The organism is Pseudomonas sp. PSB11, from assembly GCF_014596605.1.
In the GTDB taxonomy this organism is placed as follows: Bacteria; Pseudomonadota; Gammaproteobacteria; order Pseudomonadales; family Pseudomonadaceae; genus Aquipseudomonas; species Aquipseudomonas umsongensis.
In genome coordinates this window covers 36435-50781 of the sequence record NZ_NOIO01000012.1, presented here as the reverse complement: position 1 = coordinate 50781, position 14347 = coordinate 36435, and the positions used below count along the sequence as shown (strand labels likewise).

The window sequence follows — 14347 nt, the reverse complement described above, 5'->3', positions numbered from 1 at the left end:
CTTATAATGCCCAGCGTTTTTTTCCGGTTTTTCTCAAGCGCGGGTCGTTCTCCTTTAGCCTGAACCCTGATGCCAAATTCATTTTTTGCCCTGGATGTCCAAAAGCCTTGATTCGTCTGCTGAAATTTTTCGGTTGGTCCATCGTCGCCGTATTCTGCGGACTGCTTCTGGGTCTGAGTGGGGCGTTTCTCTACCTTAGTCCTGGATTGCCCTCTGTTGAGGCGCTGAGAAGCATCCAGTTGCAGATTCCCCTGCGGGTCTACAGCAGCGACAACAAGTTGATCGCAGAATTTGGCGAAATGCGCCGTACACCGATCCGTTTCGCCGACATTCCCCCCAACTTCATTAATGCGTTACTAAGTGCTGAAGACGATAACTTCGCCAATCACTACGGCGTCGATCCCAGCAGCCTGATGCGCGCCGCCACTCAATTGGTCAAAAGCGGCCATATCCAGTCCGGGGGCAGCACCATCACCATGCAGGTGGCGAAGAACTTCTTCCTGACCAGCGAACGCAGTTTCTCGCGTAAAACCACCGAAATCCTCTTGGCCCTGCAGATCGAACGGCAGCTGACCAAGGACGAAATTCTTGAGCTGTACGTCAACAAGATCTATCTGGGCAACCGCGCCTACGGCATCGAGGCAGCGGCGCAGGTGTATTACGGCAAGTCGATTCGCGACATCAGCCTGGCGCAGATGGCGATGATCGCCGGCTTGCCCAAAGCGCCTTCACGATTCAACCCGCTGGCCAACCCGGCCCGTAGCAAGGAGCGTCGCGACTGGATCCTGGGGCGCATGTACAAGCTGGGCAAAATCAGCGAAGCCGACTACACCACTGCCGTCAACGAGCCGCTGAACGCCAGCTATCACGTGCCGACCCCAGAAGTGAACGCGCCCTACATCGCCGAGATGGCCCGCGCCGAAATGGTTGGCCGCTATGGCAGCGACGCGTACACCGAAGGTTTCCGCGTCACCACCACGGTGCCGAGCAACCTCCAGGAGATGGCCAACACCGCCCTCCACGAAGGCTTGATGACCTATGACCAGCGTCACGGCTATCGGGGCCCCGAGTCCCGTCTGCCGGGCAAGACGCGCGAGGCGTGGGCGACCGAGCTGACCAAGCAACGCACCATCAGCAGCCTTGAACCGGCCATCGTCACCCAGGTCGACAAGAGCGGCCTGCAGGTGCTGACCCGCACCGGCAGCGAACACGTTAGTTGGGACACCATGAAATGGGCTCGCCCATTCCTGAACACCAACAGCATGGGCCCAAACCCCAAGCAGCCTTCGGATGTGGCCCAGGTCGGCGATCTGATTCGCGTGCAACGCCAGGCGGACAATTCGCTGAAATTCAGCCAGATCCCGCAGGCCCAGGGCGCACTGGTCTCCCTTGATCCACAAAATGGCGCCATCCGCGCACTGGTCGGCGGTTTCGCCTTTGAGCAAAGTAACTACAACCGCGCCCTTCAAGCCAAGCGCCAGCCGGGTTCGAGCTTCAAGCCTTTCGTCTACAGTGCCGCACTGGATAACGGCTACACCGCGTCCAGCCTGGTGAACGACGCACCGATCGTGTTTGTCGACGAATACCTGGACAAGGTCTGGCGCCCGAAGAACGACACCAACACCTTCCTCGGCCCGATCCGCCTGCGCGAAGCGCTCTACAAGTCACGCAACCTGGTTTCGATTCGCCTGCTGCAAGCGATGGGCGTTGGCAAGACCATCGACTACATCACCCGCTTTGGCTTTAACAAGCAGGATCTGCCACCCAACCTGTCCCTGGCGCTGGGTACCGCAACCCTGACACCGATGGAAATTGCCACGGGCTGGAGTACCTTCGCCAACGGTGGCTACAAGATCACCCCATACATTATCGACAAGATCGAAAGCCGCAATGGCGACACACTGTTCGTTGCGAACCCACCCAGCGTGCCAAAAGGCACCGTCGCGACCGACGGTATCGCCGCACCCGCCGCCGAAGCCATTACGGTAAATGCAACACCTGGCCAGGCACCGGGCGAGCAACCAGCACCACAAACACCTGCCGTGGCTGAACGCATAGTCGATGGACGAACCACCTACATCCTCAACAGCATGCTGCAGGACGTGATCAAGCTCGGTACCGGTCGTCGCGCGCTGGCCCTGGGCCGCGGCGACATTGCCGGCAAGACCGGCACCACCAACGAGTCCAAGGACGCCTGGTTCTCGGGCTACAACGCCGATTACGTCACTACCGTTTGGACAGGCTTCGACCAACCCGAAAGCCTGGGTCGCAAAGAGTTTGGCGGCACCGTCGCCCTGCCCATCTGGATGAACTTCATGGGTGCTGCGCTCAAAGGCCTGCCGCCTCACACCCAACCAGAGCCGGAAGGCATCCTGAGCCTGCGGGTAGATCCAATCAGCGGCCGTGCAGCCACGCCGGGTACGCCTGGGGCCTACTTCGAGCTGTTCAAGGTCGAAGATACGCCGCCGACGGGTAATGAGCTGGGCAACGGCAACGCCCCAGGCAGCCCGCTGCCGGCGGATGAGGGCGCGCCGATCGATTTGTTCTGATCGCAAGCCACATCAAAGAGCCCTGCCCTCGTGAGAAGTGCAGGGCTTTTTATTGCCTGCCAGATTTGCATTTATTTAACTGCCGCCTTCGCGGGCAAGCCCGCTCCCACAGGAAATCGCATGAACCCTGTGGGAGCGGGCTTGCCCGCGAAGAGGCCCGCACAATCGACGCAAGACTCAGGGATGTAAAAAAGCCCCGGCTCAAAACGAGCCGGGGCTTTCGGTTGAAGCGCTACAACGGCTTAGCCGTTGAACACGTCATCCACGCTTTTGAGCGGGTAGTTCTTCGGGTACGGCAGGGTCGCCACGCCGGTCTCGATCGCAGCCTTGGCCACAGCGTCAGAGATCAGGGTGATCAAGCGGGCATCCATTGGTTTCGGAATGATGTACTCACGACCGAATTCCAGCTTGATGCCGCCGTAGGCATCGCACACTTCCTGAGGCACTGGCAGCTTGGCCAGTTCACGCAGGGCGTTGGCCGCAGCCACCTTCATTTCTTCGTTGATACGCTTGGCGCGAACGTCCAGGGCACCACGGAAGATGAACGGGAAGCCCAGCACGTTGTTGACCTGGTTCGGGTAGTCCGAACGGCCGGTGGCCATGATCACGTCGCTACGGGTAGCGTGAGCCAGCTCCGGGGAGATTTCCGGATCAGGGTTGGAGCACGCGAACACGATCGGGTTAGGCGCCATGGAAAGCAGGCCTTCTGGGCTCAGCAGGTTCGGGCCGGACAGGCCGACGAACACGTCTGCACCTTGCAGGGCGTCTGCCAGGGTGCGCTTGTCGGTCGCGTGAGCGAAGACGGCCTTGTACTGGTTCAGGTCGTCACGGCCGGAGTGGATCACACCGGTACGGTCAACCATGTAGATGTTTTCGATGTTGGCACCCATGCTCACCAGCAATTTCATGCAGGAGATGGCGGCGGCACCAGCACCCAGGCACACGATCTTGGCTTGCGGCAGGGTTTTGCCAGCGATTTCCAGGGCGTTGATCATGCCGGCCGCGGTCACGATCGCGGTACCGTGCTGGTCGTCGTGGAATACCGGGATGTCACACTGCTCGATCAGGGCGCGTTCAATCTCAAAGCACTCAGGTGCCTTGATGTCTTCCAGGTTGATGCCACCGAAAGTGATGGAGATGCGCTTGACGGTGTCGATGAAGGCCTGCGGGCTTTCAGAGTCGACTTCGATGTCGAAAACGTCGATGCCGGCGAAACGCTTGAACAGTACGCCTTTACCTTCCATTACTGGCTTGGAGGCCAATGGGCCGAGGTTACCCAGACCCAGAATCGCGGTGCCATCGGAAATGACTGCAACCAGGTTGCCTTTGCCGGTGTATTTGTAGGCCAGCTCAGGATCGCGGGCGATCTCGCGTACTGGTTCAGCTACGCCGGGGCTGTAGGCCAGCGACAGGTCGCGGGCGGTAGCAGTGGCCTTGGTGAGCTCGACACTCAGCTTCCCTGGACGAGGATTGGCGTGATATTCGAGAGCGGCAGTTTTCAGATCAGACATTTTGGCATTCCGCTTTTTACTGTTGGACAGACTGGTCAGCGAGGATACGCGCCTGGCAAAATCCCCACAAGACTGACCGGTCACCCCTGTCAAGCGCCCGGCCCTACGACTTTGGGCCAAGAGCCGCGAAACACAAGGGATAGACTGTTCACAATTCACGTAAAAAATGTCTACAATTATTTGAAAATGGCCTTTACAGCCAAATCAAAGACACAAAAAAGGCGTCCCGAGGGACGCCTTTTTCATCAGCATGGGAATACTGCGTTTCCCCAGGATGATCGGCCTTAGGCCTTCTTCGCACCGAAAGCACCGAAACGGTCTGCGAAGCGCTGAACGCGGCCGCCAGTGTCCAGAGTCTTCTGCTTACCGGTGTAGAACGGGTGGCATTCGTTGCAAACGTCGATCGCCAGGGCTTTGCCGAAGGTCGAACGAGTTTCGAACTTGTTGCCGCAGCTGCAGGTAACAGCAACTGCTGGGTATTCTGGATGGATATCAGCTTTCATGGTGTCTTCCTCGGGCTAGCGTGCCGCCACCCAACACTATTGTTGAATACCGCACGTAATTAGGCCGCGGATTCTACCAGACAATGCCAATCACGCAAGCTGTCCCTCAAACCGGTCGTCTGCTAGGCTCCCGGCCCTGAGTCATCCTTTGTACCGTCTATCGAGATCCCCCCGCGTGCCCGACGCCATTTTGCGCCTCGCCCTGCCTTCGCCCCTGCGCCGCCTGTTCGACTACCGGGCGCCGGCCGGCGTTCTGCGTGCGCAGCTACACCCCGGCATGCGTTTGCGGGTGCCGTTCGGCCGTCGGGAGATGATCGGGATTCTGGTGGAGATCGCCGACACCAGCGAGGTGCCGGCGGAAAAACTCAAACCCGCCCTCGCACTGCTTGACGCAACCTCGCCCTTGCCGCCCGCGCTGTTCAAGCTTTGTCTGTGGACCTCGCAGTATTACCAGCACAGCCTCGGCGACACCTTGAGCTGGGCACTGCCGGTGTTGCTGCGCCAGGGCGAATTGGCTGAGGCGCGCCAGGAGCGCTTCTGGTCCGCTGCGCCGGGCGCCAGCCTCGATGACCCGCGCATCGCCCGCGCCCCGCGCCAGCGCGAAGCCCTGGCAACGCTGGCCCAGCACCCCCATGGCGTTGCCCATCAGCTATTGAGCAAGCTGATGCTGAGCAAGGACAGCCTCGACCTGTTGCTGGCCAAGGAACTGGTCCAGGTCGAGATTCGCAGGCACGCCCCTGGAGCCCGGCATGATCACTGGCTGGCCCAACCGGAGCTGCCGCTCAACCCGGAGCAACGCGCCGCCTATGAAGCGATTCGCTCAGGGTTCGACAGTTATCATGCGTTTCTGTTGGCCGGTGTCACCGGCAGCGGCAAGACCGAAGTCTATCTGCAGCTGATTCGCGAAACCCTGGAGGCCGGCAAGCAAGCGCTGGTACTGATCCCGGAAATCAACCTCGGCCCGCAGACCCTGGCGCGCTTCGAGCAGCGTTTCAACGCGCGAATCGCGCTGATTCACTCCGCGGTCAATGATCGCGAACGTCTCGAGGCCTGGCTCGCCGCCCGCGATGGTGAAGCCGACATCATAATCGGCACCCGCTCGGCGCTGTTCACGCCGATGAAAAACCCGGGGCTGATCATCATCGACGAAGAACACGATGGTTCCTATAAACAGCAGGAAGGCTTGCGCTATCACGCCCGCGACCTGGCGCTGGTCAGGGCACGCCAGGAAAACATCCCGATTGTCCTCGGCTCTGCCACACCCTCACTGGAAAGCCTGCACAACGCCTACACCGGCCGGTATGGCCTGCTGCGGCTGAACGAGCGTGCCGGCGGCGCCAAGCAACCGCGCTTCCTACGCCTGGACGTGAAAAGCCGTCCACTGGACAGCGGCATTTCCGGGCCCATGCAACAAGCCATCGGCCAGACCCTCGCTGCCGGCCAGCAGGTGCTGGTGTTCCTCAACCGCCGCGGCTTTGCCCCAACCCTGCTGTGTCATGACTGCGGCTGGATGTCCGAGTGCCAACGCTGCGATGCGCGCATGACGGTGCACCAGCGCTACGGCGAACTGCGTTGCCATCATTGCGGCTATGTCGAACGCGTACCGCGCCAGTGCCCCAAGTGCAGCAAGGTCGACCTGCGCCCAGTGGGGGCCGGCACCGAACGGGCCGAGGAACGCCTGGGAATCCTGTTCCCGGACTATCCGGTCTTGCGGGTCGACCGCGACAGCACGTCGCGCAAGGACGCGATGAACCAGTTGTTCGCCACCATCCACAAAGGGCAGCCCTGCATCCTGGTCGGCACGCAGATGCTTGCCAAGGGCCACCACTTTCCACGGGTCACCCTGGTGTCGATCCTGGATGCGGACGGCGGGCTGTTCTCCGGCGACTTCCGCGCCAGTGAGCGCATGGCGCAACTGATTGTCCAGGTCGCCGGTCGAGCAGGCCGGGCGGAAGAGCCGGGCAAGGTGATCATCCAGACACACCTGGCCGACCACCCGCTGCTGGTGCAGTTGACCGAACAGGGTTACTTCGCCTTTGCCGAACAGGCCTTGAGTGAACGTCGCGCAGCCGGCCTGCCGCCGTTTGCGCATTTGGCATTGCTGCGCGCCGAGGCGCACAAGCCCGGACAGGCCGAAGGGTTCCTCGATGAGGCCTGCAGCGAAGCCGAGCGCTTGCTCGCCGAACAGAACCTGAGCGCAATCGAACTGCTCGGACCGGTACCCGCCCCGATGGAGCGACGCGCCGGGCGTTATCGTGCCCAGTTGTTGTTACAGGCTACGGCCCGGGCACCGCTGCACCGGTTGCTTGCCAGCTGGCTGTTGGTGCTGGAGCAAATGCCAAGCGGGCGGGCGGTGCGCTGGTCGCTGGATGTCGACCCGGTCGATTTGTATTGATCGCAAGGTCGCCTTCGCGAGCAGGCTGCGCTCCCGCAGGGGTTAAGGTAAATGCAGACCCTGGATCTACTGTGGGAGCGAGCCTGCTCGCGAAGGGGCCCGATTTGTCACCGCATATCCATAACCTGCCCGCTATGGTTGGCAAGGTCGCCTCGGCAACGGATAATGCCCAGTTTTTCCACCAGCGCATTGATGCGCCGCCGCGCCTGCGGTCGAAAGAGAAGACCATGAAAGACACCATTCGCCAGCTGATCCAACAAGCCATCACCCAACTCGTCAACGAAGGTGTGTTGCCTGAAGGCCTGTCGCCGGCGATCCAGGTTGAAAACTCTCGCGACAAGAAAAACGGCGACTTCGCCAGCAACATCGCCATGATGCTGGCCAAGCCTGCGGGCATGAAACCGCGCGACCTGGCGGAAAAAATCATCGCGGCCCTGCCGGCTGACGAAAACGTCTCCAAGGCCGAAATCGCCGGCCCTGGCTTCCTGAACTTCTTCCAGAACACCCAGGCCCTGGCCACTCGCCTGGACGCCGCCCTGGCCGATGAACACATCGGCGTACGCAAGGCTGGCCCGGTACAGCGCACCGTGGTCGACCTGTCGGCACCGAACCTGGCCAAAGAGATGCACGTCGGCCACTTGCGCTCGACCATCATTGGCGACGGCGTAGCCCGCGTATTGGAATTCCTCGGTGACGAAGTGATCCGTCAGAACCACGTCGGCGACTGGGGCACCCAGTTCGGCATGCTGATGGCTTACCTGCAGGAAAACCCGATCACCAGCGACGAACTGTCGGACCTGGAAAACTTCTACCGCGCCGCCAAAGGGCGCTTTGACGAATCCGAAGAGTTCGCCGACCGCGCCCGTGGCCTGGTGGTCAAGCTACAGGCTGGCGATCCCGATTGCCTGGCACTGTGGACCAAGTTCAAGGACATCTCGCTGTCCCACTGCCAGAAAATCTACGAGCTGCTGAACGTCAAGCTGACCATGGCCGACGTGATGGGCGAAAGCGCCTACAACGACGACCTGATCAATGTGGTCAACGACCTGAAGGCCGCCGGCATGCTGGTCGAGAGCAACGGCGCTCAGTGCGTGTTCCTCGACGAGTTCAAGAACGCCGACGGCGACCCGCTGCCGGTGATCATCGTCAAGGCCGACGGAGGCTACCTCTACGCCACCACCGACCTGGCTGCCGTGCGCTACCGCAGCGGCACGCTCAAGGCCGATCGCGCCCTGTACTTCGTCGACCAGCGTCAAGCCCTGCACTTCCAGCAAGTGTTCGCAGTCGCCCGTAAAGCGGGCTTCGTGACGCACCCGATGGAAATGGAACACATGGGCTTCGGCACCATGAACGGCGCTGACGGTCGCCCGTTCAAGACCCGTGACGGCGGCACCGTGAAGCTGATCGACCTGCTGACAGAAGCCCAGGAACGCGCCTACACGCTGGTGAAGGACAAGAACCCGGAGCTGGCCGAAGCCGAGCTGCGCAACATCGCCAAGGTGGTGGGTATCGGGGCGGTGAAATATGCCGACCTGTCCAAGCACCGCACCAGCGACTACAGCTTCAACTTCGACCTGATGCTGAACTTCGAGGGCAATACCGCGCCATACCTGCTGTACGCCTACACCCGCGTGGCTGGCGTGTTCCGCAAACTCGGCAAGGACTTCAGCGAAGTCGAAGGCCAGATCGTTCTCGAAGCCCCGCACGAACTTGAACTGGCGGCAAAACTCGCGCAGTTTGGCGAGGTGCTGAACAACGTTTCCGAGAAAGGCACCCCGCACATCCTCTGCACCTACCTGTATGACGTCGCCGGCCTGTTCTCCAGCTTCTACGAGAACTGCCCGATCCTCGCCGCCGACACCCCGGAACAAATGCAGAGCCGTCTGCGCCTCGCCGCGCTGACCGGACGCACTCTCAAACAAGGCCTGGAACTCTTGGGCCTGGAAACTCTGGAGCGTATGTAAGTTGGCTGCCAAGAAAAAACCTGCACCCAAGCGTGGCGCCAGCCGTTACCAAGCTCCAGCGAAGCAACCGATCCCGGGATGGCTGTGGATGGCCATCGGCCTGACGGTCGGTGCTTTCATCGTATTCCTGATGAAGCTGGAGCCCGGCAAGGGCAGCGACACGGTCAAGCGCGAGAAGGTCGAGCAGCAACAGAAAGCCACCAAGATCGCCGAGGCCAACAAGACCCCGCCGAGTCCGACGCAACCAGTGAAGCCGAAATACGACTTCTACACCCTGCTGCCGGAATCGGAAGTGATCGTGCCGCCGGATGCCGTGCCGGAAAAGACCCTGCCGACGCCACAGGTGCCAGCCATCCCGACCACGCCGGTTACCCCGGCGGAAGCGGCGAAAATCGATACCGCCCGTGCCCAGGCTGCCCTGGCGGGCATTACGCCGCCGCCAGCGCCACCGGTGGCCAAGGCCGCACCGGTGATCAAGTTCTTCCTGCAGGCCGGATCGTTCCGCAAGGAGGCTGACGCGGACAAGGTGCGGGCGCAGATCATTCTGCTTGGCCAGGCGGTGGCGGTAGAATCGGGTACGGTGAAGGACGAGACCTGGTATCGGGTATTGGTCGGACCGTTCAGCAATCGCGAGCAACTGACCACGGCACAGAAACAACTGGCCGGCGCCGGCTTCAGCAATCTGTTGTTACAACAACGCCAGAACCGCTGATCCACCCCCTGTGGCGAGGGGATTTATCCCCGGCGGGCTGCGTAGCGGCCCCCAAAATTGGCCTGCTGCGCAGTCCAGCGGGGATAAATCCCCTCGCCACAGTCATCACACGCCATTCGTCCCCCGCCGCCGCACACAGTTGAAATCCACTCCACCACCCCCATATGAATGGGCATACGGCATTTTCGCCCCGCAGCGTGGAGACTCTTCCCTTGACCACCATCGTTTCAGTTCGCCGCCACGGCAAAGTCGTCATGGGCGGCGACGGCCAGGTTTCCCTTGGCAATACCGTGATGAAAGGCAACGCGAAAAAAGTTCGTCGCCTGTACCACGGCCAGGTCATTGCCGGTTTTGCCGGCGCCACCGCTGACGCCTTTACCCTCTTCGAACGTTTCGAAGGCCAACTTGAAAAGCATCAGGGTCACCTGGTACGCGCCGCTGTCGAGCTCGCAAAGGAATGGCGTACCGATCGCTCCCTGAGCCGCCTCGAAGCCATGCTCGCGGTTGCCAACAAAGACGCCTCCCTGATCATCACCGGTAACGGCGACGTGGTCGAACCCGAAGAAGGCCTGATCGCCATGGGTTCCGGCGGCGGTTACGCCCAGGCCGCCGCCAGCGCACTGCTGAAGAAAACCGACCTGTCGGCCCGGGAGATCGTCGAGACGGCTCTCGGCATTGCCGGCGACATCTGTGTATTCACCAACCACACCCAGACCATTGAGGAGCAGGACTGCGCCGAGTAAGCCTGATTCGGCCCCGCGCCACGGCTCATTCTTGCTTGAGGTCCATTAAATATTATGTCCATGACTCCCCGTGAAATCGTCCACGAACTCAATCGCCATATCATCGGCCAGGACGATGCCAAGCGCGCCGTCGCCATTGCCCTGCGCAATCGCTGGCGCCGCATGCAGTTGCCTGAAGAGCTGCGCGTTGAAGTCACACCCAAGAATATCCTGATGATCGGCCCGACCGGTGTCGGCAAGACCGAGATCGCCCGTCGCCTGGCGAAACTGGCCAACGCACCTTTCATCAAGGTCGAAGCCACCAAGTTCACCGAAGTCGGCTACGTCGGCCGTGATGTCGAATCGATCATTCGTGACCTGGCCGATGCCGCGATCAAGCTGCTGCGCGAGCAGGAAATCGTCAAAGTGCGCCACCGCGCCGAAGACGCTGCCGAAGAACGCATCCTTGACGCCCTGCTGCCTCCGGCACGCATGGGTTTCACCAGCGACGACGCCCCGACCCAGGACTCCAATACCCGCCAACTCTTCCGCAAGCGCCTGCGCGAAGGCCAGCTGGACGACAAGGAGATCGAGATCGAAGTCGCCGAAATGGCCGGCGTCGATATCTCCGCGCCACCGGGCATGGAAGAAATGACCAACCAGTTGCAGAGCCTGTTCGCCAATATGGGCAAGGGCAAGAAGAAAGCCCGCAAGCTCAAGGTCAAAGAAGCGCTGAAGATGGTGCGCGACGAAGAAGCCAGCCGCCTGGTCAACGATGACGAGTTGAAAGCCAAGGCCCTGGAAGCAGTCGAACAGCACGGCATCGTGTTCATCGACGAAATCGACAAGGTCGCCAAGCGCGGCAACTCCGGCGGCGTCGATGTATCCCGCGAAGGCGTGCAGCGCGACTTGCTGCCGCTGATCGAAGGCTGCACCGTCAACACCAAGCTGGGCATGGTCAAGACCGACCACATCCTGTTCATCGCCTCCGGTGCCTTCCACCTGAGCAAGCCAAGCGATCTGGTACCCGAGCTGCAAGGTCGACTGCCGATCCGTGTCGAACTCAAGGCCCTGAGCCCCGAGGATTTCGAACGCATCCTCAGCGAGCCCCACGCCTCGCTCACCGAGCAATATTGCGCGCTGCTGAAAACCGAAGGCCTGGGTATCGAGTTCCTGCCGAGCGGGATCAAGCGCATTGCCGAGATCGCCTGGCAGGTCAACGAGAAGACCGAAAACATCGGTGCCCGTCGTCTGCACACATTGCTTGAGCGCCTGCTCGAAGAAGTGTCTTTCAGTGCCGGCGACCTGGCCAGCGTCCATGACGACAAGGTAATCCAGATCGACGCCGACTACGTCAACAGCCACCTGGGCGAATTGGCGCAGAACGAAGACCTGTCCCGTTATATCCTGTAGGTCATGTGATTCCTTGTAGGAGCCGGCTTGCTGGCGATGGCGTACCTGAGATTGCCATCGCCAGCAAGCCGGCTCCTACAAGGGTCAGGCCACACATACAAACGGACATCCGGTCATGACCCAACTCCCCACCGACATCAAGCTGCACAAAGCCTCGAAAACCCTGACGCTCAAATATGCGTCCGGTGAGGAATTCACCCTGCCCGCCGAGTTCCTGCGCGTGCACTCTCCTTCCGCCGAGGTCCAGGGCCACGGCAAACCCATCCTGCAATTTGGCAAGATCAACGTAGGCCTGAGCAAGATAGAACCCGCCGGTCAGTACGCACTGAAACTGACCTTTGACGATGGCCACGACAGCGGCCTGTTCACCTGGGAATACCTCTACGAACTGGGGCGACGTCAGGACGCGCTCTGGGACGATTATCTTGCCGAGCTCAAGGCGGCAGGAAAAACCCGCGACCCGAACGAATCTGTCGTCAAGCTGATGCTCTAGCCTGAGCCTCTTGCTCTTTAGAGGGCATTTTCTAATTTCATCTGTTTGAATGCTCGGCTTCAGGGTCGACGCTTGGCCCGCTTGCGAAAAAAATTAAACTCGGGTAACCAATGAACTGGCAAGTTCCCTGCAGCGCTCTCTGAACGGAAAAGCAGTGATGCAGAATTAAAGGTCACCCGAGCAGCAGTACCTGGCAGTTGCTGTGTCGCTACACAGCGGGACCGAGGTACTCGTCTCAAGGCAATGGAGCGTCGTAGATGAGTGACAAGAGTAACGATGAGTTGAAGTATCAAGCCTCGGAAAACACCTTGGGGCTCAATCCTGTCGTTGGGCTGCGTGGAAAGGATCTACTGGCTTCTGCTCGAATGGTGCTTAGGCAGGCCATCAGGCAACCGGTGCACAGCGTCAAACATGTTGCGCATTTTGGTCTTGAACTCAAGAACGTACTGTTGGGTAAGTCCGGACTGCAACCGACCAGCGATGACCGTCGCTTCGCCGATCCGGCCTGGAGTCAGAACCCGCTCTATAAACGTTATTTGCAAACCTACCTGGCGTGGCGCAAGGAGCTTCACGCCTGGATCGACGACAGCAGCCTCAGCCCCAGCGATGTGGCGCGCGGGCACTTCGTGATCAACCTCATGACCGAAGCCATGGCGCCGACCAACACCGCGGCCAACCCGGCGGCAGTCAAACGCTTTTTCGAAACCGGTGGCAAAAGCCTGCTCGACGGCCTCTCGCATCTGGCCAAGGATCTGGTACACAACGGCGGCATGCCGAGCCAGGTCAACATGGGTGCATTCGAGGTCGGCAAGAGCCTGGGCGTGACCGAAGGCGCGGTGGTGTTTCGCAACGATGTGCTGGAACTGATCCAGTACAAGCCGACCACCGAGCAGGTATATGAACGCCCGCTGCTGGTGGTGCCGCCGCAGATCAACAAGTTCTACGTTTTCGACCTGAGCCCGGACAAGAGCCTGGCGCGGTTCTGCCTGCGCAACAACGTGCAGACGTTCATCGTCAGCTGGCGAAATCCGACCAAGGAACAGCGAGAGTGGGGCCTGTCGACCTACATCGAAGCCCTCAAGGAAGCGGTTGACGTGGTTACCGCAATCACCGGCAGCAAAGACGTGAACATGCTCGGCGCCTGCTCCGGCGGCATCACTTGCACCGCGCTGCTGGGCCATTACGCGGCGATTGGCGAAAACAAGGTCAACGCCCTCACCTTGCTGGTGAGCGTGCTTGATACCACCCTCGACAGCGATGTCGCCCTGTTCGTCAATGAACAGACCCTTGAAGCCGCCAAGCGCCACTCGTACCAGGCCGGCGTGCTGGAAGGCCGCGACATGGCGAAGGTCTTCGCCTGGATGCGCCCCAACGATCTGATCTGGAACTACTGGGTCAACAATTACCTGCTAGGCAACGAGCCGCCGGTGTTCGACATCCTGTTCTGGAACAACGACACCACACGGTTGCCCGCGGCGTTCCACGGCGACCTGATCGAACTGTTCAAAAATAACCCACTGATTCGCCCGAATGCACTGGAAGTGTGCGGCACCCCCATCGACCTCAAGCAGGTGACGGCCGACATCTTTTCCCTGGCCGGCACCAACGACCACATCACCCCGTGGAAGTCCTGCTACAAGTCGGCGCAGCTGTTTGGCGGCAACGTTGAATTCGTGCTGTCGAGCAGCGGGCATATCCAGAGCATCCTGAACCCGCCGGGCAATCCGAAATCGCGCTACATGACCAGCACCGAAGTGGCGGACAGTGCCGATGAATGGCAAGCGAATGCCACCAAGCATACCGATTCCTGGTGGCTGCACTGGCAGGCCTGGCAGGCCCAACGCTCGGGCGAGCTGAAAAAGTCCCCGACAAAACTGGGCAGCAAGGCGTATCCGGCAGGTGAAGCGGCGCCAGGCACTTACGTGCACGAACGGTAACTGACACACCCCGCTCCCCTGTGGGAGCGAGCTGTGGCGAGGGGATTGATCCCCGTTCGACTGCGAAGCAGTCGTAAAATCAATGCACTCGGTGTAACTGATACACCGCAGTTGCAGGTTTTGGGGCGGCTGCGCCACCCAACGGGGA

General features: G+C 60.6%; 10 protein-coding genes. 8 read left to right on the top strand and 2 right to left on the bottom strand.

Annotated elements, in window-relative coordinates:
• The first annotated feature begins 107 nt into the window (after positions 1–107).
• Positions 108–2549 carry a penicillin-binding protein 1A gene (locus CGA21_RS15765; protein WP_188264553.1) on the top strand — a complete coding sequence of 814 codons (2442 nt, stop codon included), beginning with the start codon at positions 108–110 and terminating at the stop codon, positions 2547–2549.
• 242 nt (positions 2550–2791) lie between these two features.
• Here the strand turns inward: CGA21_RS15765 and CGA21_RS15760 are convergent, their stop codons facing one another.
• Both CGA21_RS15760 and rpmE read right to left on the bottom strand, forming a co-directional pair.
• A complete protein-coding gene (locus tag CGA21_RS15760; protein ID WP_110754725.1) occupies positions 2792–4060 on the bottom strand; it encodes a malic enzyme-like NAD(P)-binding protein in 1269 nt (422 codons plus the stop codon).
• 284 nt (positions 4061–4344) lie between these two features.
• On the bottom strand, positions 4345–4563 hold the full coding sequence (gene rpmE / locus CGA21_RS15755) for a 50S ribosomal protein L31 (RefSeq protein ID WP_008047849.1): 219 nt from the start codon (positions 4561–4563) through the stop codon (positions 4345–4347).
• Positions 4564–4738: 175 nt separating this feature from the next.
• Between rpmE and CGA21_RS15750 the strand changes: the two genes are divergently transcribed.
• The 7 genes from CGA21_RS15750 to phaC all read left to right on the top strand — a co-directional run bounded on the left by CGA21_RS15750 (position 4739) and on the right by phaC (position 14199).
• A complete protein-coding gene (locus tag CGA21_RS15750) occupies positions 4739–6958 on the top strand; it encodes a primosomal protein N' (protein ID WP_188264552.1) in 2220 nt (739 codons plus the stop codon).
• Between the two features lie 227 nt (positions 6959–7185).
• Complete coding sequence (gene argS / locus CGA21_RS15745) at positions 7186–8922, top strand: arginine--tRNA ligase (protein ID WP_033044373.1); 1737 nt, start codon at positions 7186–7188, stop codon at positions 8920–8922.
• Position 8923: 1 nt separating this feature from the next.
• Positions 8924–9634 carry an SPOR domain-containing protein gene (locus CGA21_RS15740; RefSeq protein WP_188264551.1) on the top strand — a complete coding sequence of 237 codons (711 nt, stop codon included), beginning with the start codon at positions 8924–8926 and terminating at the stop codon, positions 9632–9634.
• Between the two features lie 212 nt (positions 9635–9846).
• Positions 9847–10377 carry an ATP-dependent protease subunit HslV gene (gene hslV, locus CGA21_RS15735; protein ID WP_020801247.1) on the top strand — a complete coding sequence of 177 codons (531 nt, stop codon included), beginning with the start codon at positions 9847–9849 and terminating at the stop codon, positions 10375–10377.
• Positions 10378–10431: 54 nt separating this feature from the next.
• Positions 10432–11769 carry an ATP-dependent protease ATPase subunit HslU gene (gene hslU / locus CGA21_RS15730; RefSeq protein ID WP_110754729.1) on the top strand — a complete coding sequence of 446 codons (1338 nt, stop codon included), beginning with the start codon at positions 10432–10434 and terminating at the stop codon, positions 11767–11769.
• 115 nt (positions 11770–11884) lie between these two features.
• Entirely contained in the window at positions 11885–12262 is a 378-nt protein-coding gene (locus CGA21_RS15725; protein ID WP_188264550.1) for a gamma-butyrobetaine hydroxylase-like domain-containing protein, read from the top strand.
• Positions 12263–12519: 257 nt separating this feature from the next.
• Positions 12520–14199, top strand: coding sequence for a class II poly(R)-hydroxyalkanoic acid synthase (gene phaC, locus CGA21_RS15720; RefSeq protein WP_110754733.1), 1680 nt, complete (start codon positions 12520–12522; stop codon positions 14197–14199).
• Positions 14200–14347: the final 148 nt, after the last annotated feature.

Bases quoted from the DNA above. Each gene is read 5' to 3' on its own strand.
- CGA21_RS15760 (WP_110754725.1), bottom strand. From the start codon at position 4,060: ATGTCTGATCTGAAAACTGCCGCTCTCGAATATCACGCCAATCCTCGT.
- rpmE (WP_008047849.1), bottom strand. From the start codon at position 4,563: ATGAAAGCTGATATCCATCCAGAATACCCAGCAGTTGCTGTTACCTGC.
- argS (WP_033044373.1), top strand. From the start codon at position 7,186: ATGAAAGACACCATTCGCCAGCTGATCCAACAAGCCATCACCCAACTC.
- hslU (WP_110754729.1), top strand. From the start codon at position 10,432: ATGTCCATGACTCCCCGTGAAATCGTCCACGAACTCAATCGCCATATC.
- CGA21_RS15725 (WP_188264550.1), top strand. From the start codon at position 11,885: ATGACCCAACTCCCCACCGACATCAAGCTGCACAAAGCCTCGAAAACC.
- phaC (WP_110754733.1), top strand. From the start codon at position 12,520: ATGAGTGACAAGAGTAACGATGAGTTGAAGTATCAAGCCTCGGAAAAC.